The sequence below is a fragment of the Flavobacterium tiangeerense genome, from assembly GCF_007830355.1.
Classification (GTDB): Bacteria; Bacteroidota; Bacteroidia; order Flavobacteriales; family Flavobacteriaceae; genus Flavobacterium; species Flavobacterium tiangeerense.
The window spans coordinates 209,514-234,011 of sequence record NZ_VLKO01000004.1 but is presented as its reverse complement, the minus strand read 5'-3'; the positions used below and the strand labels follow the sequence as shown (position 1 = coordinate 234,011).

Genomic DNA, 24,498 nt, shown 5'->3' with positions numbered 1-24,498 from the left:
TCATGTTGTTATGTTAGTTACAATTTAGTTACTACTTTCTTGCTCTTTTCTTTCGCTTTAGCTTTGCACCTGTAATATAAAAAATATTTTTATGGAAAAGTTTAAAGGTCAAAAAGTAGTTATTGTTGGTGGCAGTTCGGGTATGGGATTGGCTACTGCCAAAATTTTATCAAATGCTGGCGCAAGTGTTGTCATTGCTGGTAGAAGTCTTGATAAATTAATAAGTGCTAAAAACGAAATTGGAGGCGAGGTGACTACGCTACAATTTGATATTAATGACGAAGAGGCTGTGAAAAAAGGTTTTGAATCTATTGGAACTTTTAAACATTTATTTGTAACAGGCAGTAGTCCTTCATTTGTACCTGTTGGCAGTGCAAATATTTCAAAAGCACAAGATGAATTTAATTCAAAATTTTGGGGACAATACAAAGTTGTAAAAAGTGCTGTGCCTTTTCTTGAAAAAGGAAGCTCAATTGTATTAACCTCTGGTGCTTATGGCCTTCGTCCAGATGCGGGTACCTCAGTAATGTCGGCTGCAAATGGTGCAATAGAATCATTGGTAAGAGCTTTGGCAGTTGAGTTATCGCCAACTAGAGTTAATGCAGTTTCCCCCGGTTTAGTGGATACGCCGTTGATGCGCAACAGTTTTTCGGAAGAAGTTAGAGTAAGTATTTACCAATCGGTAGAAGAAAAATTGCTTACAAAAAGAGTAGCAACTGCCGAAGATGTAGCTTTGGCTGTTGAATTTTTATTCAGCAGTTTGCATATTACCGGAAGTGCCATTCGGGTTGATGGTGGAGCCACTTTGTTTTAATAGTTATCTATTATTTTTAGCCCAAAGTTTAATTGGGGCAAGTACTTCTATAAGTTCTTGCCCTTTTTTTGTTATTTGATATTCTATATTTAGGGGTTTCTCAGTAATAATTTCTTTTTGAATAATGCCGCTTTCACAAAGAAGATTTACTCTATCGGATAATACCTTTTTTGAAATATTTTCTAATTCCTTTTGCAATGAACTAAATCTGTTATTTCCCTTATCAATGGCGTATAATACCGCAAGAGTCCACCTACTGCTTATCAAGTTTAATGATTCTTGCACTGCACACAGCTCTTTTAGGTAGGCTTCGTTGATAGCATTTGTTGAATTTTCTTTTTTCATAAAAAACCATTTATTTTAGGAAACCAAAAAGCCCTCTAAATACATTATTTTATTCTTAAAAAGAGTCTTATTCCAACTCAAATTTAATAGTTACGCTTCCTGTTCCTAATGCTGAGGCTAATCCATTGGGATTACTGATTTTGCCAAGTTTGGTGTAGTTGTATGTTGTATTTAAACTTTCGTAAAACAACACCAAGCAGTTATCTCCATAAAGCATCAAATCACCATTTTGGATATTCCCTCCTGGTGCAGAATGTGTGGGCAAGGTATTTGAAAAATAAAAATACTTTTCATTGCCGTTTAATTCGCTCATATTAAGGGTTATTGGCAACATCGCTTTAAATGCTTTAGTTGTTGCATTGTCAAAGAGTGTTGCCGAATAAACAGAGGATCCAATTATTATTTTCATAGTTCCATTTGTTTGATTGCTCGTGTTATTTGTTTGAGTTGTGGTTGGCTCCATATTTTTATCGGTAGTGCAACTGGCACTACTCAATAAAAAGCAAGTGAGAACCATAACTACCGAAACTAAATATCTCATAGTGCTTAGATTTAGAATGTACTGGCATCAATTACGAATCGGTATCGTGCTTCTTTATTGACCACTTTATCCCAAGCTGCATTTATTTCTGTAGCATTAATCATTTCTATTTGAGGGTGAATATTGTTTTTGGCACAGTAATCTACTACCTCTTGCGTTTCTGGAATTCCTCCAATTAACGATGCGTTGAAATTCACCCTATTGAAAATCATCTGAAAATTATTCAATGATAAATGTCCGTTAATGGGCATACCAACCTGAGTGAAATTGCCGTACGGTTTTACGCAATTCGCATACGAAGCCAAATCATAATCATAAGGAACGGTGGAAAGCATATAATCCAATTTTCCTCTATAGGGATTTAGTTTTTCCATTGAATCAACCACAATTACTTCTTTGGCACCAAATGATAAAATATCTGCTTTTTTATTAGCAGTGGTGGTAAAAGCATAGACTTCGGCTCCTTTAGAGACTGCTAATTTTACCGCAATATGTCCCAAACCGCCAATTCCAATAATTCCAACTTTGTCTCCTTTTTTAAAGTTTTGCCTCATTAAAGGAGAATAAGTGGTTATACCCGCACATAATAAGGGTGCGACATATTTTAAATCTAGATTATTTGGAATTTTGATAGCAAAATGTGCTTTTACAACAATGTTATTAGCGTAACCACCTTGGGTAATCCCCGTTGGTGACGACTTTTCTGGACTACCATAGGTTCCTGTCATACCCGTTTCACAATGGTGCTCTTCGCCATTTTTACAGCTTTCACATTTCATACAACTATCTACCATACAGCCAATTCCTGCTTGATCGCCAAGTTTAAATGTAGTTACGTTTTTTCCAATGGCAGTTACTATACCTGCAATTTCGTGTTCTGGAACGTGAGGGTATTTTTGTGGCCCCCAATGTCCTTTGATAGTATGAATATCGGAATGACAAATCCCCGAAAATTTAATTTCAATTAAAATATCATCATCACCAACAGCACGACGTTCAAATTCCCATTTAACTAGTGGATCAGTTATATTTTTACCTGCGTAACCTCTTGATTTGATATTTGTGCTCATCGTTTTTGTGTTTTTTTCGTTTGAAAATAATTGTAATGGAGTGGCCAGTAGCAAACCTGTACCCGCCAGTGTTGCTTGTTGTATAAATTCTCTTCTTCCTTTTGTAGAATTATTATTGTCCGATTTCATTACTCTAAATTTATATCTTTGAATTCATCGTCAGTTACCTTTTCTAGCCAATTTACTAAGCCCTTTTCTGTATTTGGATTAATGGCAATGTGAGTCATAGCGCTATGTATTGATGCACCATGCCAATGCTCAACGTTAGGTTTGAAAGTTATAATATTGCCTTTTTTCATTGTTTGAACCGCTTCTCCTTTTCGTTGATAAGAGCCTTCTCCTTCAACAACTAGTAGAATTTGTCCACTAGGATGAGTGTGCCAATTTGTTCTTGCATTTTTTTCAAAAATCACATTATAAATGTTACATTGAAAATACTCATCATCAGAAAGTAATGCTTTTGCTTTTACATTTCCTGTGAAATATTCAGCTGGTGCCGATTCACCAATTTCAAAAATGCTTTTTTCCGCTTCTTTTTTCATAATTTCTTTGTTTTTGTTGTCGCAACTGTTCAATAAGAAAGGAATTGTAATTAATACTCCTATTTTCTCATTTGTTATTTATTCAAGTAGTTCAAATATTGCTTTCATTGATGCAGGTACTTTGAATATTTCAATTCCAGTGTCAATCTTCCCAAAAACGATCAAACCATTCGCATAATGAAAATCTTTGTAGAAAATAGCCAAATTTCCCCAAGGAGCATATAAAGCAATGTCACCGACTAAAGGTTTGCTTCCAATAGGAGCATCTTCGGTTGTTAATTTTTTTGGAAGATTGCTTATTTTTTCAGTTTTAGCATAATCTTCAAGTATAAGTTGTAATGGCAACAATGAAATAAAATCCTTAGAAGTTTTACTATTATCTAGAGTTGCCGTTACTATTTTTCCTTGAATGGTAATCTTAACTTTATGTTGTACTGAGTGATTCATTCTTCACTATATTTCATTTTCCTTTACAATTTTTAATGCAAAAATGGAGGCAATTCCTGCCATACAAGTTATCACGCTACTGCCTATATAAACCCCTATTATTCCTATATAATCGAAAATAAGTCCTCCAATGGCGGCTCCCAAAGTAATCGCAAGTTGTATGGCTGCCACTTGTATACCACCTGCACTTTCTGCCTGATCTGGAATAGTTCTGGTAAGCCAAGTTGGCCAGGCTACTTGTATTATTCCAAAAGTAAGTCCCCAAAGAGCTATAAGTATTGCTGCTGCTGCCATTGCTTGCCCAAAGAGTATTAAAGCCGCTACTATCATACTCATAATGATTGGAACGATGATTAAAGACCATTTTAAACTTTTTTCTAGTACAATTCTAGCTAGAGTGGTCCCAAAGAAATTTGAAATGCCAAAACCAAATAGGATTGCCGTAAGGCTGGATTGATTAACACCAGTTATTTGTTCAAGAAACGGACGTAAATAGGTAAAGAATGTCGCGTATCCAATGAAAATTAGCATTGTCGCCAACAATCCTTCTTTAATTTTATAACGTTGGAGAACATGAAATAGTGTATTTAATTTCACAGGTTTTTCAGTACGCATCGAAGGTAAAGAAACAGCTTGCCAAATAAGTGCGATAACACCAACGGCTGCGGCAACTAAAAATACATTACGCCATCCAATAAGTCCACCGAGGAAACTACCCATTGGAGCAGCAATAACTGTAGCAATTGACAGCGCTCCAAAAATGATGGATAAAGCTTTTGGAACCATTCTTTGAGGCACTAGTCGCATGGCAGTTGCTGCTGACATTGCCCAGAAACCTCCAAGTCCGATTCCTAATAAAACTCTGCCTAAAAGGAGTATAGTGAAACTAGGAGCAAAGACTACCAATACATTTGAACTGATTTGAAGAAGGCAAAAGGAAAGCAAAACCCATCGTCTGTCAAAACCTTGCGTAAGTACCGTTACTAATAAACTGGTAATCATAGCTGCTACTGCCGTTATAGAAATTGTTTGACCTGCAGCACCTTCAGTTATTCCTAAATCTCTTGCCATTGGTGTAAGTAAACTTACTGGAAGGAATTCTGCAGTAATCAATGCTGCTACTGCTAAAGCAAGTGAAAATACTGCATTCCATAATGGTTCTTTTACTATTTCTGCAATTGCAAATTCGTCATTGTTGGCAATCATTTTCATTTATTGTTTTGAAAGTTGCTATTGACGGTCTATTCGGTACAACCTGCCTTGATCTGTAATTGTATAAAGAGCTCCGTCGGTACCTTGCGCTATGTCTCTGAATCGTTGGTTTTGATCTACTAATAAACGTTCCTCACCAGTTACTACATTGTTCTCAATGACGAGGCGTGCGATGTGCATGCCGCTAAGTGCTCCAATAAACAAGTTATTTTGCCATTCTGGAATTCGGTTGCCACTATAAAATGTCATTCCACTTGGCGATATTACAGGATCCCAATAATAAACGGGTTGTTGTAATCCCACTTGTTGTTGAATTCCGGTTCCTATAGGTTGACCTCCATATTCAATTCCGTAGGAAATAATAGGCCATCCAAAATTTTGTGCTGCTGTGAGGCGATTGAGTTCATCGCCACCTCTTGGACCATGCTCGCTTTGCCAAAAATCACCTGTTATAGGATGTATAGCAAGTCCTTGTGGATTTCTGTGTCCAATACTAAATAATTCTGGAAGTGCATTTGGTTGTGAGAATGTAGGATTTCCAGTTGCGGGTTGTCAATTTGTATTAATTCTAATTATTTTACCTAATGCGGCAGTAACGGATTGTGCAAGTGGTCGTGTTGAAATATCTGAACCTTCACCTATACTTACCATTAAGTTACCTGTTCGATCAAAAAGGATTCGTCCACCATAATGTGCACTACTTGAACGTGCAGGATTCGCTCTGTAAATTACTGTAGCCGATTCTATAGTAGTTTCATCATTGGATAATCTGCCTTTGGCTACTGAGGCAATATTACCTCCAGAAATTACTTCTGAAAAAATCCAATATACCATCCTATTGCTAGTGAATTGAGGATCAATACAAAGGCCTAGTAGTCCTCCCTGTCCAATAGCATTTACTACGGGAATTCCACCAATAGGATTGCTAACGATTCCTGTGTTGGAAACGATACACATGCTTCCTGCTTTTTGGGTAACTAATAATCTGCCATCAGGCAATGCAGTTATACCCCATGGACTAATAAGTGCAGTTGTCAGTATAACCGCTTGATAGGCAGAAGTAGTCTGCACAGACCCTATCCTAGTCTGACCTAGAAAGGCTGGAGGATAATTTGTATTAGCAGCATTAGTTTCTACAGGTTGCGAAGTAGTTGGATTTGTGGTATTGTCATCATCATTATTTTTAGAACAACTACCCAAAACTAAAACGCTAAAAACAATTGAAAGTGTAAAAAATAGATTTTTCATATCTTTATTTTAAATTTTTATTAAAGAATTGTTCTAATGTTTTAAACGGTATCATGTCAACTTTGTCATATAAATCACAGTGCGTAGCTCCTGTCACAATTATCAATTCTTTTGGTCCTGCTACCATTTTGTAAACATCTTCAGAATAGTACCGTGAGTGAGCCTTTGCTCCAGCGATAAGCATAATTGGTCTTGGCGAAAGCAAATCAAGATTTGAATGCATTGGAAAATTAAAAAAAGAAATTGGCGTAGTAGCAGTCCAAGCTGAATTTGAGTTTATAGATCTTGGATGATAACCACGTTTAGTTTTGTAATACGAATAAAAATCAGCCAAAACTGGATTTGGATTTTTTGGTAAGGTATCTGGTAAAAGCTTTGTTCCCTTCACAATATTATTTTTATCGTCAAACGGAACTTCGTGATAACCCAGGGTATAAGCCCCTTTTTCAGCATCAACCCATCGTTGCTGACTTAAATAATCTATAACTTTACTTCGTTGGTCGCTGGTGTAGCTATCTGCATAACTTTTACTAATACTCCGAGACATATCATACATTGAAACAGTTGCAACCGCTTTAATTCTTGTATCACTTGCTGCTGCTGTAATAGCCATTCCGCTTAATCCACATATAGCTAATGCTCCAATTTTATTTCGGTCAACATATTTCTGCAATCCTAAATAATCTACTGCAGCACTAAAATCTTCTGTAAAAATATCAGGTGAAGCAACATTGCGAACTTCACCACCACTTTCACCAGTAAAAGACGGGTCAAATGCCAAGGCAACAAAACCTCTTTTTGCCATCTCATTTGCGTATAAACCTGATGATTGTTCTTTGACAGCGCCAAATGGTCCGCTTAATACTAATGATGCATATTTTTTAGATTTGTCGATATTTTTTGGCATATACAAATGTGCTGCAATCGTAATTCCGTATCGATTTTTAAAAGTTACACTTTCTTTTGTCACTTCACTACTTAGTGTGAAAGTCAAACTATCATTAATCTTTTTTGTTTCCATTTTATCTTTTTTTGAACTTTGGCTGCAGGAATAAGTAATCAATACTATAGTTGCAAAAGCAATTAATTTTAGATATTTCATCTTTTAAATTATTAAATTTTATATTTTAGTTGGTATTGTGTCAGCGATAGTATTATCCAGAACATTTACATAAAAAAGTAAAGTAATTTCTAAGACTTTTTTAAAGAACCTTGATTTTTATCAAATACAAAATTACTGCTATTGTTAATTAAGACAATAACAACAATCAAACCGATAGTTAAGAAAATCAAACTTCGGTTGAACGGAAATTTTTAGGATTAGTATTTGTTGCTTTTTTAAAATAGTTATTAAAGTAGGAAGGGTATTCAAAACCGAGAGCATAAGCAATGTCAGCTATATTCCAATCTGTGTGCTGTAATAATGCTTTTGCTTCACTAATTATACGTTCTGAAATGTGTGTTGAAGTTGATTTTCCTGTTGTATTTTTCACCGCTCTGTTGAGATAATTAACATGAATGGATAGTGCAGAAGCAAAATCTTGTGGGGTTTTTAGTTTTAAAGTTCTATCAATTGTTTCTATTGGAAACTGTCTTTCTAATAATTCAAGAAAAACCGATGCAATACGAGAATTTGCATTTGAACTATTAGAGTAATTTTCAGAGGGTTGCATTTTTAATGCTTCATGTATGATTAACTGCAAGTAGTTTCTAATCATATCATCTTTATGATTGTATGTAGATTCTTGTTCTTCAATCATTTTTGCAAAAAGCGTGGTGATAATTTTATCTTGTTCCTCATTTAACACAAGAATTGGCGTACCATCTATCTTAAATAGAGATGATTGTAAAAGTGAATCTAAACGGTTGCTAATTTGAAAAAAATCTTCAGAGAAAAGGCACGCACAACCGCTAAATGTCGGAGATATTGTTTCCCACGCATATGGAATATTAGGATTACCAAAGAAAAGAATAGTGTCATTAGTTTCAAATGTGCGGTCAGCATAGTGAATGATATTTTTACCTCTATTGAGACAAATTTTATAAAAGTCTTTTCTACTATAAGTACGAACAACATAACTTGAGCTTTCAAAGCTGTAAGCTGCAAAACCTTTAAGTTTTAATTCAGGGTTTAAATCTTTAAAGCTGTTTATTTCTATCTTTTTCATTTTGCAAAGTTATAAAAATCAAATTAATTATTTCTAGTTAGATATCTGTCTACGAAGATTTACTTTTATGCATACGATTTAAAATCCTTAATTTTGTTTTTAGCAATTGCATATACTTACTAACTTTGTAATCCAATACTTTTCCATAATGTTGAGTAGTTCTCCAGTTTATTTGACCAAGAATTTTACTAACACTTTCAAATGGAACGCGATTAAGAAGGGTTACAGTAGTTGCATATGTATGTCTAGCAATGTGAAAAGTTAGTTCTTTTTCAATTTCGCAAACTTCATTAATTTCTTTGAAAAACCGATTCAACGCCACAACCTAATTCAAACTATTTCTAGAGTAAACCGAAAATTTGAAGGAAAAGAGAAAGGATTAGTCGTGGATTACATTGGTATTAAAAAGCAAATGAATTTAGCATTAGCACATTACAACAATGCCGATAACCAAAACATTGAAGATATCGAGCAATCTATTGTAGTGGTCAAGGATCAACTGGATTTGCTTGGGAAATTATTTCACAAGTTTGACAAATCTGGATACTTATCAGGCGTTCCATTACAACAATTAAAAACATTAAATCAAGCAGCTGAGTTTGTACAACTAACACAAGAGCTGGAGAAAAGATTCATGTATATTGTAAAACGATTAAAATCAGCTTACGATATTTGCTCAGGAAGCGGTGCATTTACAGAGGTACAAAGAGATGAAATTCATTTTTATTTAGCGGTCCGCGCGATAATATTCAAATTAACCAAAGGAGTAGCGCCAGATACTGCGCAGATGAATAATCGTGTAAAACAAATGCTTCAAGATGCTATCGAAAGTGATGGAATTGAAGAGATCTTTAAGCTAGGAGATGAAAATCAAACTGAGATTGATATCTTTTCTGATGACTACGTGGCTAAAATTGATAAAATTAAGTTACCCAATACTAAAATTAAACTATTGCAAAAGCTTTTAGCAAAAGCAATAGATGATGTGAAAAAAATAAATAAAATTACGGGAATAGATTTTTCAAAGCGTTTACAATTCATCGTTGATAAATATAATGAACGCAAAGAGAGTGATGTTCTTCGAAGCGAAGTACTTGAGGATTTTACAGATGAAATCATCGATTTGTATTATGCCTTGAAAAAAGAAAAAGACTCTTTCAAAGATCTAGGAATTGATTTTGAAGAAAAAGCGTTTTATGACATACTGAAAGCATTGGCTGTTAAGTATGATTTTAGCTACCCAAATGATAAATTAATAGCCTTAGCTCAAAAGGTAAAAACGGTTGTTGATGACAAAGCAAAATACACAGATTGGAGCAAACGAGACGATATCAAGGCCGAACTTAAGGTCGATTTAATAATACTTTTAGCCGAAAACGACTATCCACCTGTAGACAGAGACGAAATTTACAAAGAGATATTTGAGCAAGCAGAGAATTTTAAGAAGTATCGAAATTGAAATTTATCTAATATCTCTAAATTAGTCTTATAATTAAAATTCAGGTGAATTTTCTAGAATGTTTTTTCGATGTACTTCTTTTATCACTTTTGCATATTTTTCTGTCATTAGTTTTGACGTATGACCATATAACTCTCTTAAACTATCTAACTCTAAGCCGGCTAAAATCTTCATATTTGCACCATGATGTTTTAGGGCGTATATATTCATTTGAATTCCTAAACCTTTCTTTACAATTTTTTCCCATCGTTTTGTTGCTGTATCTCTATTTATGTGAGTAGGACCGGGGATGAAATCTTTATGTTTTCCAATATTTCCTTTACCAGGTTTTCTAAAGCTTCCAAATAAATAATAATCTTTTGGTAAACGTTCAAAATTCATTTTTTTATAATGTACCATTAAGAACTGATTTATTGGTACAATTCGCTTTCTTTTTGTTTTTGTGATTTCAGCAGTAAGAATGATTTCTGATTTTTTCAAATTAACCATTTCTAGTTTAATATTTAAAATTTCTTCAGGTCTAATTCCCGTGTGAAAAATAGTTATCAAAAAAATATAGAACTCAAAATGCTTATTTTCAAGTTCTGTTTTTATTATTTCAATTTCTTGAACTGAGGCAGGGCTATTAGCATTACTTTCAGAAACCTCTAAATTATTAATTTTATGTGCTGGATTACTTTCTATAATATCCCATTGAATTAACTCACTTAGAATTGCCTTCAAATGATTTAGATGTTTATTGAAGGCATTGTTAGTCCAATTGCGCTCCTCTTTTGCTTTTTCCATGATTAACTTGATATGAGCTCTTTTGGTTTCTACAATAGGAAGTTTGTTCAAGCCAACGAGTACAGTCGATACTTTAATGAAGTTGATTGTGCCTTGGTAGCCCGAAATTGTCTTTTTTCCAATATTAGGAGTTTTCTTTTCTAAAGCAAAATCAAGTGCTTCAATAAAGGTTAGATTGCTTTGTTGTTGAATTGGATCAGGTATTTGTGGATTCCAACCCTCTCTTAGTTTTTGATACAAAGCATCTCGAAGTAAATTAGCTTCGATCTCTCTTTTTTTGTAGTTGTCAATGTAATTGATACCGTATTTATAACGGAAAAGTACCTTGTTATATCTGAAATAAACAAACCAAGGTTTTGACAGGTCATCATATTTGACAACCTTAGGAATTGTGTAAATTGATTTCATTTTAATTTGTTTTAAAATTAAAATGCTTGCGGGGACATTAAATCAATCTAGAGAACATTTCTGTTCACTTTTTGTTCACTTTTAAATAAAAAAAAACGGGAAATCCTTATTTTAAGAGACTTCCCGCATTATGCGGAGAAAGAGGGATTCGAACCCCCGGACCTGTTACAGTCAACAGTTTTCAAGACTGCCGCATTCGACCGCTCTGCCATTTCTCCAGTATGTCGATCTCATTAGATGATTTCGACTGCAAATTTAAGGCTCTTTTTGGGTTATGCAAGTGTATAACTGAAAAAAAATAAAGATAATTTTGATTTATTTTATAAAATATTCATAATCTTATGGTTACAAATAAATTTATTTTTTACTTTTTTTTCAAAACAAACTAATACCTTACGTATTCTGTTATTTCTAATCCATAACCAATCATTCCAACGCGTTTTGTGCCTTCCGTATTGGTTACTAATCTTATTTTTGAAATGTCAATATCATGTAGTATTTGAGCACCGATACCAAAATCTTTGCTATCAATAATGATTTTTGGTGCTTTCAGTGTTCCATTTTGCTGCAAAACTTTTAACTCACTCAATCTATTTAAAAAGTTTAAAGATTGTACGTCTTGATTTATGAAAATTAATGCCCCTTTTCCTTCTTCATTAATCACCTTAAACATATCATCTAATTGTTGGTCGGCATTATTAGTTAATGTCCCCAATAAATCATTATTCACAAGTGATGAGTTAATTCGGGTGAGTATGGAATCACCTAAGTTCCAAGTTCCTTTGGTTAAGGCAATATGAATTTGCTTGTTTGTTGTTTGTTGGTAAGCTCTTAATCTAAAAGTGCCAAAACGGGTTTCTATATTGAAATCTTCTTTTTTTACAATTAAACTATCATGTTGCATTCTATACGCTACTAGGGCTTCAATTGAGACTAATTTTAAATTGAATTTCTTGGCAACTTCTACTAATTGTGGAAGACGAGCCATAGTTCCATCTTCATTCATTATTTCAACAATGACACCGGCAGGTTTAAACCCAGCAAGTCTTGCAAAATCAATTGCAGCCTCAGTATGACCTGTTCTTCTTAATACACCACCTTGTTTTGCTATAAGCGGAAAAATATGTCCAGGTCTAGCTAAGTCGTGTGGTTTTGTATTTTGATCTACTAATGAAAGAATTGTTTTAGCTCTATCAGATGCTGATATTCCCGTAGTAACTCCATTTCCTCTTAAATCTACCGAAACAGTAAATGCAGTTTCCATAGGATCTGTATTATTACTTACCATTACATGTAGTCCTAATTCTTTACAACGGTTTTCTGTCAATGGCGCACAAATTAATCCACGTCCGTGTGTAGCCATAAAATTAATCATTTCAGGTGTTACCATTTCGGCTGCTGCCAAAAAATCACCTTCGTTTTCACGATCTTCATCATCAACCACTATGATTATTTTACCTTGTCTGATGTCTTCTATTGCTTCTTCAATAGTGTTAAGTTGAATTGTATTTGAGCTCATTGTGTGTTAGTTTTGTGTTGTTGGGAATAATTTTTTAAATAACTTTTGAAAAGGCAAAAGAATTACATCCATATTAATAAGTCCTATGTCGTTAGTTGCACGATAGGTTAGTAATATAGCGAAAGGTGTTAGTATAATAGAGGATAGCCAAGCTCCTAAAAAAGGAGTCATTCCATCTTCTTGTGCAAGTCTTTTTCCAAATGTATTGATGAAATGGTAGGTTATAAAAATAAGAACAGCAAAAACAATTGGCAATCCTAAACCACCTTTTCTAATTATTGCTCCAAGGGGTGCACCAATAAAAAACATTAAAAAACAGGCAAATACAATTACAAATTTGTCGTAAAATGCAATTAGGTGTTTGTTGATGTTTTTTTGTTTGTTCAAAATTTCACTTCTAATTGTTTCAATAGAGTAGGAGGTGTTGGTAATGTTGCTACTTGCTATTTTTAAAATATCTGATTTTTGCTGATTGGTATACAAACTCAAAATATCAGTAGGTAGCTCTTTTTTGACTTTTGTTTTTGGGAAAACTTTTGGAGCAGGATAATTTATTCTTGCAGTTGGATTTTCTGTAAAATTTTTAACTTCCGTTTTAATATTTTTGTTTAGAGAATCAAGGGTATATGACAGTTCATTTATCGTTAACATCGTATTGGTATTGGTTACCGATGCATCGTTGACGTCAGTTTTATTCAACTCTGATAAATCAATATTTATAATTTGTTTTTTAAATGAACTTTTAGCAAAAGGCATTTTGCTTCTATCTTCATAGTTTTTTGGAACAATATCTTCATAATAATACCCATCGTTTAAAACTAATTGGAGAATACTAGATTCTTCACTACTTATTAACGAACCATTTTTGGCTTTTATTACTGTTTTACTCCCATCACCAATTTTAGATTTTTTGTGAATGGTTATTCCTGTAAGCTCATTGCCTTCTTTTCCTGATTTTTTGTTGACTTTAATGTTGTAAAACCCTACATCATTAAATTGTCCTTCAGCAATAGCAAGTGCTGGTTTTACTTGAGCTATATTTTTACGGAAATTAATAAACTTATATTCAGCATATGGAATAACATTGTTGGCAAAAAAGAAAGCCATGATGCTCAACAATATGATAAAAATTGTTAGCATTCTCATGGCTCTTTGTAGTGATATTCCAGAGGATTTCATGGCTGCAAATTCATAATTTTCAGCAAGATTCCCAAACGTCATTATTGAAGCTAGTAAAATAGATAATGGTAATACGAGCGGAACTATACGAGGCATCGCAAAGGCTAAAAATTTAATAACCATTACTAGGTCTAAATCTTTACCCGCTAATTCTGATATAAATAACCAAACGGTTTGTAAAATAAAAATAAAAAATAAGATTACAAATACAGTTGTAAATGTAGTCAGGAACGTTTTTAATAAGTATTTGTCAAGAATTTTCACCTAGTGCATTAATCTAATTTGTTGATGTAGTAATTTGGATATTTACTTGCCGCAAAGGTAAATTGATTTTTTGACAAAGGTTGATTGGTTTTAAAAGAATTAACGGTTAATGTGGTTTTTGTTCCTTTTTTACCTATTTCAATAAGATTATAAATGTGTTTCGTTTGAATATCAATACCCAATAAAACCTCTTTTCTTTGATCTTTTGTACTTACAGGTACTAATTTTATATATTGAATTTTTCTACCCTTAACATTTTGAACAATATCCATCGTGTATTTATAACCTGAATTAAAAAAGGTTAACATTTTTGATGGTGTTATGGCATTGTCATCTTTTTCATTTACAGTTGAAATTGTAATTTCTTCATCCTCGGGTACTATGGTATATGTTTTTTTTCCATCAAAAACTTTAGTAACTCCCATGAAATTCAATACATATTGATTTCCTTTCATCGTAACATTTCCCTTGCTATCTTGGTTAATATTTTCCTTAGAGTTGTTAAGGGAATATTTAAAATCGATAGTGATGTTATTGTAACTTTTAACTTTTGTTGTTACTTGATCAAGTAAATCTTTAGCTTTTTTATCCTGAGCAGAAACTGAAATAGTAAGTAAAAAAAGTATACAAAAAGTGATGATTTTTGAACTAAAAGTTTTCATCTCAATCTTTTTTGTTTTCAAAGCGTTTAATTTCATGTTTTAATTATTTTGTTCATTGTTGAAAAATTGATCTAGAGAACTCATATCAAGTATGTTTACGCTTCTTGCTTTACTTCCTTCAAATGGTCCAACTATACCAGCAGCTTCTAATTGATCAATAAGTCTACCGGCTCTGTTGTATCCTAATTTTAATTTTCGTTGGAGTAGTGAAGCCGAACCTTGTTGTGCATTGACAATAATCTCTGCAGCTTCCCTGAAAAGCGTATCTCTTTCAGAAATATCTATATCAAGATTAATGCCACTTTCTTCTCCAATAAACTCTGGGAGCAAATACGCAGTAGCATAGGCTTTTTGAGCTCCAATAAATTCTGTTATTTTTTCAACTTCTGGCGTGTCAATAAATGCACATTGTACACGAACTACATCATTACCATTTGTGTATAACATATCTCCACGTCCAATCAACTGATCAGCTCCTTGTGTATCCAGAATTGTTCTTGAATCAATTTTTGAAGTTACTCTAAATGCAATTCTCGCAGGGAAATTGGCTTTTATTAAACCCGTAATTACATTTACCGATGGACGCTGAGTTGCTATGATTAAATGTATTCCAATAGCTCGGGCTAATTGAGCCAGTCGTGCAATAGGGACTTCAACTTCTTTACCTGCAGTCATGATCAAATCGGCAAATTCATCTACAACAAGAACAATGTAGGGTAAAAATCGGTGTCCATTTTCTGGATTCAATTTTCTCGCCTTAAATTTGTCGTTGTACTCTTTGATATTTCTTACCATCGCATCCTTCAATAAGGAATACCGATTATCCATTTCTACACAGAGAGAGTTTAAAGTATTTACAACTTTAGCATTATCTGTTATAATAGCATCATCCATATCAGGGAGTTTAGCTAAATAATGTCTTTCTATTTTATTAAAAAGAGTAAGTTCTACTTTTTTTGGATCAACCAATACAAATTTTACTTCTGCTGGATGTTTTTTGTACAATAATGATGTTAAAACCGCATTTAACCCAACTGATTTTCCTTGTCCAGTAGCACCTGCCATCAATAAGTGCGGCATTTTGGCTAAATCCACAACAAAAGTTTCATTAGAAATAGTTTTTCCTAGTGCGATAGGCAATTCCATTTCAGCCTCTTGAAATTTGGCTGAGCCAATGACACTTTTCATAGAAACCATAGTAGGATTCTTATTGGGTACTTCAATACCAATAGTTCCTTTTCCTGGGATAGGAGCAATAATACGTATTCCTAAAGCGGATAAAGACAAGGCGATATCGTCTTCAAGACTTTTGATTTTTGATATTCTAATTCCAGCCTCAGGTACAATTTCATATAATGTAACCGATGGGCCTACGGTAGCTTTTATTTGTGCAATTTCTATTTTGTAATTGCGCAAGGTATCTACAATTCTGTTTTTATTTTCTTCCAGTTCTTCCTGGTTGATTGTAATTCCTCCTGTTGAATATTCTTTTAGTAAATCAATTACAGGAAATTTATAATTTGATAAATCAAGAGTTGGATCAAATAATCCAAAATCAGCCACAAGTCTTGAAGCAAGATTCTCTTCAATGATATCTTCTTCAGCAGCTTTTTCAATAACAAAAGTATCTTCGGTATTTTTAATGATTTCAGGTTCCCTTTGAGGCGAAACAACCATTGATAGTGGTTTTGTTACAGGTTCCCTTATCAGATCAGATGCATTGTTGATAGTAGGTTTAAGCGCTTCTTTATTAATTTCAAACTGATTTCCATTCGTTTTTAAATGAATATCATCTTTTTCTTCTTCGTCAACAGCAAATTCCTCCAAGTTGTAATTACTATTGGATTCATTTTTTGTTGAAGAATTTATTGAGTCTATTGTACTCTCTTTAGATTTATCAAAAAAGGATTGAATGGTTTCCGGCGAAAGTTTCATTTTGAAAATGATATAAATCACTAATCCGAAAATTAAGGTAAGCAAGGTTCCTGTTTTACCCAAATAATCTTGTAAGAATAAATTGAGTTCATACCCAATAATACCTCCTAATTCTGGTAGTGAAGTAGCAAAAAAGCCAAAAAGAATTGATAGCACAATAATTGCAAATAAGTCCCAAAACCAAATATTCTTTAATCTCTTAACGGGAATTCCCACAATAAGATACATACCTGATAAGAAAAATAAGCGAACAAATATAAAAGAAGCAACACCAAAGCCTTTATAAACAAAAGTGTCTGCTAATAATGCTCCAAATTTACCAAGCCAGTTTTGAACAAGTTCTTCTCTATTAGTTATTTCTTGAACTGCACTTTGATCTTGCTGTCCGTAAATGAAAAATGAAATAAAGGCCAATAACAAGGCCACAGAGAATAGTACTAGCATGGTGCCAAAAACTATTTTCTGTTGTTTAGAAATTTGGATTTTTTGGGTGCTCGTAGAAGTAGTTTCCTTCTTTTTATTGATAGGTGCTTTTACTGTTTTTGCCATTGATGTATTTATAAATTACCTAGAAAAGAAACGGGATGTAAATAATTAGCCCAATAACAAATGCTGTGATTGCGGCAAAGAAAACAGCACCAGCAGCAATATCTTTGATAAACCCAATTTTTTCATGAAAATTAGGATGTATAAAATCAGCAATCTTTTCTACCGCAGTATTTAACCCTTCTATGCTTATTACCATACCTATAGCTAGGGTTTGTATTAACCATTCCGTTTTTGAAATACCAAAATAAAAACCAGCTATGGTTACAATGACTCCAAGGAAACATTGTACCATAATGCTGTGTTCTGTTCGTATTAATTTGGTTGCGCCATTAAAAGCAAAACGAAAACTTTTTAATCTCCCTGTAAAAAAAGTATTGTCTTTTTTGAACTCCATTAAGTAAGTTTTATAGAACGCTTAAAGCTGCTTCATAATTAGGTTCGTCAGCTATTTCAGCTACTTGTTCTGTATGTGTAATCACTCCATTTTCATCAACAACAATGATCACTCTTGAGTGTAAGCCAGCAAGTGGACCATCAGTAATTTCTAAACCGTTTGTTTTACCAAAACTACCTTCGGTAAAATCAGATAAATTTACTACATTCTCTAATCCTTCAGCACCACAAAAACGTTTTTGTGCAAATGGTAAATCTCTTGAAATACATAATACAGTTGTGTTTTCAAGGGCACTTGCACTTTCATTAAATTTTCTAACAGATGCTGCACAAGTTCCTGTATCTATACTTGGAAAAATGTTTAAAACTAATTTTTTACCTGTAAAATCTTGTAATGAAGCAACTGATAAATCAGTTTTAACTAATTTGAAATCAGCGATTTTACTTCCTATAGTTGGTAATTCGCCCGAAGTGTGTATTGGATTTCCCCCTAATGTTATTGTAGCCATGTTTATTGTTTTTTTATGAAGTTCAAAAGTATGAAATTTATTTAAGAATAATGATGCATTGACAGTTCTAAAATTGATGTTTTTTTATAATTAATCTTGTATTTTTTTTGGTTTAACCAAAAAAAAACGCACCCTAAAAAGTGTGCGTTATATTCTTATTTTAGTACTGATTATTTATCAATAGAGCCTAAAACTCGTTTCATGAAGGAGTTTAAAGCTTCTTTTTTATCAGTGCCATTTTTAACAAGTTTGTGGACTTCTAAAGCACCATACATATTTGAAATTAACTCTCCTATAACATCTAGCTCTTCATCTTTTAAGGACGAAATCTCAGTCATAGATTCAAGAACGTCAATGGTTTCAATTAAAAAGTCTTCGTCATTTTCTTCAATAAATTGAGTTAAATGTTTTATAACGGGTAGTTTCATTTTTTATAAATTTTAAGTGTCTGATTTTAAAGTATAATATTCTAAATTACATTGGCATTAGACTTATAGATAATGCATGGAAATTTTAAATTTTAAACTAAAAAAAATAATTACACTATTTCTTTTACCAATTCGTTTAAAACTTCGGCTTTATTGGTCTGAGTTTCGTTTACCAATTGTCCGTTTACAAATGTTGCAAATGTTGGTAAATTGCTCACGTTAGCTAGTTTTCTTGATTCTGGAAAATTTTCAGCATCAACAAGAGCGAAAGTTATCGTTTCATTTTCCGAAGCTAATTTCTTAAACTTTGGTTTCATGATACGACAGTTTCCACACCAAGAAGCAGAAAATTGAACTACCACTTTTTCCTCTTTTGCAATTAAATCTTTAAGCGTATCATCGGTTAATTCGATTAACATATTTTTTTATTTAAAATTCAATTGCAATTTCAAATTTCAATTTTTTTTAAATGAAATTCGAAATTGCAATTGATATTGTATTGATATTAGTTTAAACTCAAGTATTCAGCAGTACTAATTCTATCAGCACTCATTGCTTCTTTACCAGCTTCCCAGTTAGCAGGACATACTTCACCTTTTTCTTGGATGTGTGTATAAGCGTCTACCATACGTAAGTATTCGTTTACGTTACGACCAAGTGGCATATCGTTAACACTTTCGTGAAAAATTTTACCAGTCTCGTCAATTAAATAAGTAGCTCTGTAAGTAACATTTGATCCTTCAATGATGATTGAATCTGTTTCTTCGCTGTATCCAGTTGATTCTATATCTAAAATACCTAAAATGTTAGAAAGGTTTCTGTTTGTATCAGCAAGAATTGGGTAAGTAACACCTTCAATTCCACCGTTGTTTTTTGGTGTGTTCAACCATGCAAAATGCACTTCGTTAGTATCGCAAGATGCACCAATTACAATTGTATTTCTTTTTTCAAATTCAGGTAATGCTGCTTGAAAAGCGTGTAATTCAGTTGGACAAACAAAAGTAAAATCTTTTGGATACCAAAACAACAATACTTTTTTGTTGTTGTTTGTAGCCTCTTCAAAAATATTTATTTTTAAATTATCACCCATTTCAGAGATGGCGTCTACTGCAATACTTGGAAATTTTTTACCTACTAATGACATTTTATTTACTTTTAAGTTGTTTTATTTGATGGTGCAAAAGTAGTTATACTTTATTATAAATAAAACGCTCAATGATTATAAATGTTTATTGATTGATAAGGATTTCTTATGACATTAAATTTAAAATTATAACAAGTTAATTTTTACGGGAAGTGTACCTTTACTCTTGTCATTATTTAAAAGCTGCTCAGCAGTAATTTCCTGAAATTCTTTAAAATCTTGGTAGGTGTGTACTAAACCTTTTGCTTTTTTTAAGTTGGGTATAATCTGTAAAGCATAAGGATTTCCAAAAGTGTACACAAAACAGTTTTTATTTTGTACCAATTCACTTAAAAAATGCAGAACCGAATCTTCGATTTCAAAATTATGCAAAGGTTTTGCTTTCGGTACAAAAAGAGCGACCAAAACCGTTTCAAATGCATCCAACTGATTTTTTAAAGTTTCCAAATTACCATCTTGTATCGTATAGCTAAAACTCGAAGAAGGCAGTTCAGATGCAAGAGCATCAAAAAAATAATTGTTTGCCTCTTTATAAAAACTAACCTTGGCTAAATTGTTTCTTTTATGCGACTCGAAAATGGAATTTGTATTGTCCGAATCTATTAAAGTAGTTACGCTCTGTTGAGCAATTTTATAATTTAAGTCGAATGTTTTATTAAAATCAAAATCGACTTTTTTATTGATATCTATTTGATTGTCAATAGCAAGAATCCCAACTTTTTCTTTGCACTGCATGATGCGCTCAAAACTTGCATTGATTCTTTCAAGAGATGCATTTTTTACAATTTCATCTATTCCTTCGGCTACGTTTTCAGCAAAACACAATACATCATTTCCAGCGTGAAAAGCTTCCCATTCTAGTTGTCCTTTTTTCTCATATAATTTAGAAACACTGTGCATGTTTAAGGCATCAGATATAATAAGGCCTTGGTAACCCAGTTGCTTTCGCAAAAGGGTTTCGATTATGTTTTTTGATAAAGTAGCAGAAGTATTTTGGTTTTCGTTCCAAGACGGTACCGCTAAATGACCAATCATTATAGAATCGACGTTATTTTTAATTCCTTCTATAAAAGGTACTAATTCATTTTCCATCAATTCTTCTCGTGATTCTTGAAGCACCGGTAATCCTAAATGTGAATCTACGCTAGTATTTCCGTGTCCAGGAAAATGTTTAAGACAGCCTAAAACTCCGGCGTCATTTAAGCCTTGTAAATAAGCTATAGCAAAATTAGCTACTTTAATTTTGTCTTCGCCAAAAGATCTATATCCAATTACTGGATTGTTGGGATTATTATTAATATCAGCCAAAGGTGCTAAATTGTAATGAATTCCCACTGATTTTAAATCTAATCCTATTTGTTTTCCAACTTGATAAACCAAATCAATTTCACTCTGTGGTAAAGCGCCCAGTGTAATGGCATATGGATATTGAGGTGTTTTTTCTACGCGCATGGCCAAACCCCATTCGGCATCTATGCTCATTAAAAGTGGAGTAGAGGCACATTTTTGATAGCGGACAATCAATTCTTGTAATCGAATGGCGCTATCATCATTGAATTCTATTTTTTTATTCGATTCGTAATTTGTTGCAGCACTAGCACGACTGTGAAAAAAAGTCAGTCCACCAATGTTGTATTTTTTTATGAGAGACTCCATTTGCTGAATGTGCTCTTCGCTGTCATTGATAAAAACAGCTGGAAAGAAAAATTGACCTACTTTTTGTTCTAATGTCATTTTGAAAGGAATATGTCGCTAATTCTAAACATATAAGTCATATAAATTAAATCATATAGAATAATTAATTATATAAAAACGGATTGTATAAAAACAGTCATTTTAAGAAAGTCTTACCCACTTAAAAGAACTTATATGACTTATATGTTAAAAAATAGCTAGTTTGTTTTTTCTTGTTCTGATTTCTTACCAAAATCCTTTGGAAAAGTTAAATATCTGGACAAAATGATTCCTGGAATGGTTGCTAAAAACACCCAAATAAAGAAATTGCCGTACCCTAAATATTCTTGAATGTATCCGCTCAACATGCCAGGTAACATCATTCCAAGTGCCATAAAACCTGTAGCTATAGAATAATGTGATGTTTTTGATTCTCCTTCGGCTACATAAATTAAATACATCATAAACGCTGCAAAACCTATACCGTAGCCTAGTTGTTCAATAATAACTACTGCAGTGATATATGGATTAAAAGACCAATCGATAGTAAAAAGATTCAAGTCTAAATAAAGGTTAATTAGTGTAGTTGGTTGAAAATGAGCTAACAATACAAATCCAATAATGGGCAAATGCATGATCAAAATCATAGGTAGCATACAATAGCCCAATCCTTTTTTTGAAATAGCAATACCGCCTAAAATACCGCCAATAGTTAACGCAATTAACCCAAAAGTTCCGTAAATAAGTCCCACATTTTCGGTGGTTAATTCGAGTCCACCTACTGTTTTTTTATCTACTAAAAAAGGAGTCAGCATTTTAAGAAGTTGAGATTCTCCCAGCCTAAAAAGCAAAATAAAAGCCAGAATTAAACCGATTTGTTTCTTTTTGAAAAAACTAGCAAAAACGGTGCTGAAATTCTTTTCTTCTTTTACAACGGTTTCTAATGTTAATTCTTTTTTTGGAGTAGAAAAATAATTATAAATCGTTAAGAAAATCATTACTAAACCAACGAAAATCATTGTATAGGACCATGCTTTTTGTGTATTAGCATAGTGTTGTTCTAGGTAACCTGCAAGCAAAATAATCAATCCATTTCCTGTAAGCATGGAAGCTCTGTAAAATGTACTTCTAATTCCTAGGAAAAAAGACTGCTGATCTTTGCTCAATGCTAGCATGTAAAATCCATCACTTGCCACATCATTAGAAGCTGATGCAAATGCTGCTACCCAAAAAATGGATAAACTCAACAAGAAAAACTGACTTGTAGGGATAATAAAGCCAACAAGTAAAAATGCAATGGAGATAAACAATTGCATGCTTAAAAACCATTTTCTTTTGGTTCCATGCAAGTCTATAAAAGGGCTCCACAATGGTTTAATTACCCATGGGAGATACAGTAAGCTTGTGTAGAGGCCAATATCCTCATTACTGATACCTAGGTTTTTGTACATCAATACAGAAACGGAAATGATAATTACATAAGGAAATCCCGATGCAAAGTTTAAAAGCGGTATCCAATACCAAGGTCTATTATCTGTTGCCATAAATCTTAGAAAATTAGTGTTCTGCTACGTTTATAAATGTTGGGTCGCTTTCATTTCCATAATAGTCTATAAAAGTTACTGCACAGGTTTTGTTTTTATGTAATTTATAAGTTGGAACAAATATTTGAAGGGTTTCTAAATTTTCAATTAAAGCTACTTTATCAATAATGTGACTTGAGTCATTAACATCGATTTTAGCATTGGCCGCAGAGCCGTAAATTACTGCATAGCGCATTTTTGAGCCCGTGGGATATACAATTTGAAATCCGGACGCAATTTCATTACTAAAAGCCGCTTGAACTACTGGTACAACTTCATTTTTTTTAATAGCAGCTGGAACCACAGTAGTTAAGGCTGGGTATTTATATTGGTTTTGTGCTAGTAGAGTTGTAACACTTTGATTTTTATTTACAAATGACTTGGCGCTGAAAAAAGCATTTCCTTGCACATTTTTATAGGTTCTGGTTAAGTCAATTTGATTGGGTATTTCATTGGGATTGTTCCATTTTTTATCAGAATCTGTGTTGACTTTATAACTGCTATTTCCGATGTAAATGGCTGTGTTTTTTGAATTCTCAGACCACCAGCGTAACAGTTTTGCATACGATGCTTTAGGATGATCAATGCTCCAATACAACTGCGGAATAATGTAATCAATCCATTTTTGATCCATCCAAGCCAGTGGATCGGCAAATAAATCATCATAATTGGTTTGACCCGCTTCGGTATCAGAACCTTTTGGATCAACTGATTTGTTGCGCCATACGCCAAAAGGACTTATGCCAAATTGAACCCAAGGCTTATTTTTCTTGATAGCAACAGCTACATCTTTTACAAAAGTGTTCACGTTAGAGCGTCTCCAGTCCTCAAGTTTCATTCCGTTTCCATACTTCGAATAAGAAGCACTATCATTAAAGGCTTCTCCAGGAATTCGGTAAGGATAGAAATAATCATCAAAATGGATGGCATCAATATCGTAATTTGTTACTACTTCATTTACCACATTCAATAAATGTGCTTGTACTTCTGGCAAAGCAGGGTTATAATAGATTTTACCACCATATTTTATCATCCACTCAGGGTGTTTGAAATAATCGTGCTCAGAACTTAAAATTTGGGTGTTGTAGTCCATAGTTGCTCTGTACGGATTTAACCACGCATGAAATTCAAAACCTCTAGTGTGTGCTTCAGTAATCATCCATTGAAGTGCATCGTAGTAAGGATCTGGAGCTTTTCCCTCTTTTCCTGTTAAAAAACGTGACCATGGCGCAAGTTGTGTTGGGTAAAATGCATCGCCCACGCTTCTTATTTGCACAATTACAGCATTGTAATTTAGTTTTTTATAAGTATCAAGGAGTTCTAGATAATCCGCTTTTTGTTTGCTTACGCTATCGGTTCCTTTTTTAGGCCAGTCAATATTTACTACAGTTGCTATCCATACAGCTCTAAATTCATTTTTTGGATGAAGAGTTGGTGACTGCGCTATGCCGTTTGTGAAAAAAAGGAGTAAAAGAATAGTGAGAAATATAGGGTTTTTATGAGTCTTCATTAAAGTCAAATCGTTTTAATTTTCAAAAATAGTTTTTTTAGTGAAATAGAACGCCAAATTTTTAAATATTCACTAAAACAACATTGCAATTTGTAGACCAAAATTAGAG

The 24,498-nt window shown here is 33.2% G+C and carries 23 protein-coding genes, 1 tRNA gene and 1 pseudogene; 2 read left to right on the top strand and 23 right to left on the bottom strand.

Going from position 1 to position 24,498, the window contains the following annotated elements; translation table 11 throughout:
* Positions 1-91: 91 nt before the first annotated feature.
* Positions 92-814, top strand: coding sequence for an SDR family oxidoreductase (locus IQ05_RS05830; protein WP_144890956.1), 723 nt, complete (start codon positions 92-94; stop codon positions 812-814).
* A gap of 3 nt (positions 815-817) precedes the next feature.
* Here the strand turns inward: IQ05_RS05830 and IQ05_RS05825 are convergent, their stop codons facing one another.
* The 9 genes and pseudogenes from IQ05_RS05825 to IQ05_RS05785 form a co-directional block, all read right to left on the bottom strand.
* The gene (locus IQ05_RS05825; protein WP_144890953.1) at positions 818-1,159 is read right to left on the bottom strand and encodes a winged helix-turn-helix transcriptional regulator; all 342 of its coding nucleotides are present in this window, start codon (positions 1,157-1,159) and stop codon (positions 818-820) included.
* A 67-nt stretch (positions 1,160-1,226) separates the two neighbouring features.
* Positions 1,227-1,700 carry a cyclophilin-like fold protein gene (locus IQ05_RS05820; protein WP_144890951.1) on the bottom strand — a complete coding sequence of 158 codons (474 nt, stop codon included), beginning with the start codon at positions 1,698-1,700 and terminating at the stop codon, positions 1,227-1,229.
* 11 nt (positions 1,701-1,711) lie between these two features.
* The gene (locus tag IQ05_RS05815) at positions 1,712-2,899 is read right to left on the bottom strand and encodes an NAD(P)-dependent alcohol dehydrogenase (RefSeq protein WP_144890949.1); all 1,188 of its coding nucleotides are present in this window, start codon (positions 2,897-2,899) and stop codon (positions 1,712-1,714) included.
* On the bottom strand, positions 2,899-3,312 hold the full coding sequence (locus IQ05_RS05810; RefSeq protein WP_144890947.1) for a (R)-mandelonitrile lyase: 414 nt from the start codon (positions 3,310-3,312) through the stop codon (positions 2,899-2,901). Before IQ05_RS05810 ends, IQ05_RS05815 begins: the two co-directional genes overlap by 1 nt.
* A gap of 78 nt (positions 3,313-3,390) precedes the next feature.
* Positions 3,391-3,759, bottom strand: a complete 369-nt coding sequence (locus IQ05_RS05805; RefSeq protein WP_144890945.1) for a cyclophilin-like fold protein — start codon at positions 3,757-3,759, stop codon at positions 3,391-3,393.
* A 6-nt stretch (positions 3,760-3,765) separates the two neighbouring features.
* Positions 3,766-4,971: an MFS transporter gene (locus tag IQ05_RS05800; RefSeq protein WP_244289529.1), complete on the bottom strand. Its 1,206-nt coding sequence runs from the start codon at positions 4,969-4,971 to the stop codon at positions 3,766-3,768.
* A gap of 18 nt (positions 4,972-4,989) precedes the next feature.
* Positions 4,990-6,219: pseudogene (locus IQ05_RS05795) on the bottom strand (PQQ-dependent sugar dehydrogenase).
* A 4-nt stretch (positions 6,220-6,223) separates the two neighbouring features.
* Positions 6,224-7,321 carry an alpha/beta hydrolase gene (locus tag IQ05_RS05790; protein WP_144890943.1) on the bottom strand — a complete coding sequence of 366 codons (1,098 nt, stop codon included), beginning with the start codon at positions 7,319-7,321 and terminating at the stop codon, positions 6,224-6,226.
* A gap of 187 nt (positions 7,322-7,508) precedes the next feature.
* On the bottom strand, positions 7,509-8,387 hold the full coding sequence (locus IQ05_RS05785; RefSeq protein WP_144890941.1) for a helix-turn-helix domain-containing protein: 879 nt from the start codon (positions 8,385-8,387) through the stop codon (positions 7,509-7,511).
* 412 nt (positions 8,388-8,799) lie between these two features.
* Here IQ05_RS05785 and IQ05_RS05775 point away from each other — a divergent pair, with 412 nt between their 5' ends.
* Positions 8,800-9,846 carry a DUF3387 domain-containing protein gene (locus IQ05_RS05775; RefSeq protein ID WP_244289527.1) on the top strand — a complete coding sequence of 349 codons (1,047 nt, stop codon included), beginning with the start codon at positions 8,800-8,802 and terminating at the stop codon, positions 9,844-9,846.
* A gap of 33 nt (positions 9,847-9,879) precedes the next feature.
* Here IQ05_RS05775 and IQ05_RS05770 read toward each other — a convergent pair whose 3' ends face one another.
* The 14 genes from IQ05_RS05770 to IQ05_RS05705 all read right to left on the bottom strand — a co-directional run bounded on the left by IQ05_RS05770 (position 9,880) and on the right by IQ05_RS05705 (position 24,389).
* The gene (locus tag IQ05_RS05770; protein WP_144890935.1) at positions 9,880-11,040 is read right to left on the bottom strand and encodes a tyrosine-type recombinase/integrase; all 1,161 of its coding nucleotides are present in this window, start codon (positions 11,038-11,040) and stop codon (positions 9,880-9,882) included.
* Positions 11,041-11,173: 133 nt separating this feature from the next.
* Positions 11,174-11,258: transfer RNA gene (locus tag IQ05_RS05765), tRNA-Ser, on the bottom strand.
* A gap of 167 nt (positions 11,259-11,425) precedes the next feature.
* Complete coding sequence (gene ribB, locus IQ05_RS05760; protein ID WP_144890933.1) at positions 11,426-12,559, bottom strand: 3,4-dihydroxy-2-butanone-4-phosphate synthase; 1,134 nt, start codon at positions 12,557-12,559, stop codon at positions 11,426-11,428.
* A 6-nt stretch (positions 12,560-12,565) separates the two neighbouring features.
* Positions 12,566-14,002 (bottom strand): LptF/LptG family permease, encoded by a 1,437-nt coding sequence (locus tag IQ05_RS05755; RefSeq protein ID WP_144890931.1) that lies wholly within the window; start codon positions 14,000-14,002, stop codon positions 12,566-12,568.
* 8 nt (positions 14,003-14,010) lie between these two features.
* Positions 14,011-14,664, bottom strand: a complete 654-nt coding sequence (locus IQ05_RS05750; RefSeq protein ID WP_144891128.1) for a LolA family protein — start codon at positions 14,662-14,664, stop codon at positions 14,011-14,013.
* 39 nt (positions 14,665-14,703) lie between these two features.
* Positions 14,704-17,148, bottom strand: coding sequence for a DNA translocase FtsK (locus IQ05_RS05745; protein ID WP_144890929.1), 2,445 nt, complete (start codon positions 17,146-17,148; stop codon positions 14,704-14,706).
* A gap of 19 nt (positions 17,149-17,167) precedes the next feature.
* On the bottom strand, positions 17,168-17,542 hold the full coding sequence (locus tag IQ05_RS05740; RefSeq protein WP_144890927.1) for a diacylglycerol kinase family protein: 375 nt from the start codon (positions 17,540-17,542) through the stop codon (positions 17,168-17,170).
* Positions 17,543-17,552: 10 nt separating this feature from the next.
* A complete protein-coding gene (gene tpx, locus IQ05_RS05735; protein WP_144890925.1) occupies positions 17,553-18,050 on the bottom strand; it encodes a thiol peroxidase in 498 nt (165 codons plus the stop codon).
* 170 nt (positions 18,051-18,220) lie between these two features.
* Positions 18,221-18,478, bottom strand: coding sequence for a DUF6952 family protein (locus tag IQ05_RS05730; protein WP_086453945.1), 258 nt, complete (start codon positions 18,476-18,478; stop codon positions 18,221-18,223).
* A gap of 110 nt (positions 18,479-18,588) precedes the next feature.
* Entirely contained in the window at positions 18,589-18,897 is a 309-nt protein-coding gene (locus IQ05_RS05725; protein ID WP_144890923.1) for a thioredoxin family protein, read from the bottom strand.
* An 86-nt stretch (positions 18,898-18,983) separates the two neighbouring features.
* Entirely contained in the window at positions 18,984-19,622 is a 639-nt protein-coding gene (locus IQ05_RS05720) for a peroxiredoxin (RefSeq protein WP_086453956.1), read from the bottom strand.
* A gap of 126 nt (positions 19,623-19,748) precedes the next feature.
* A complete protein-coding gene (locus tag IQ05_RS05715) occupies positions 19,749-21,356 on the bottom strand; it encodes a glycoside hydrolase family 3 protein (RefSeq protein ID WP_144890921.1) in 1,608 nt (535 codons plus the stop codon).
* Positions 21,357-21,514: 158 nt separating this feature from the next.
* Positions 21,515-22,840, bottom strand: coding sequence for an MFS transporter (locus tag IQ05_RS05710; protein WP_144890919.1), 1,326 nt, complete (start codon positions 22,838-22,840; stop codon positions 21,515-21,517).
* Positions 22,841-22,853: 13 nt separating this feature from the next.
* Complete coding sequence (locus IQ05_RS05705; RefSeq protein ID WP_144890917.1) at positions 22,854-24,389, bottom strand: glycoside hydrolase family 10 protein; 1,536 nt, start codon at positions 24,387-24,389, stop codon at positions 22,854-22,856.
* Positions 24,390-24,498: the final 109 nt, after the last annotated feature.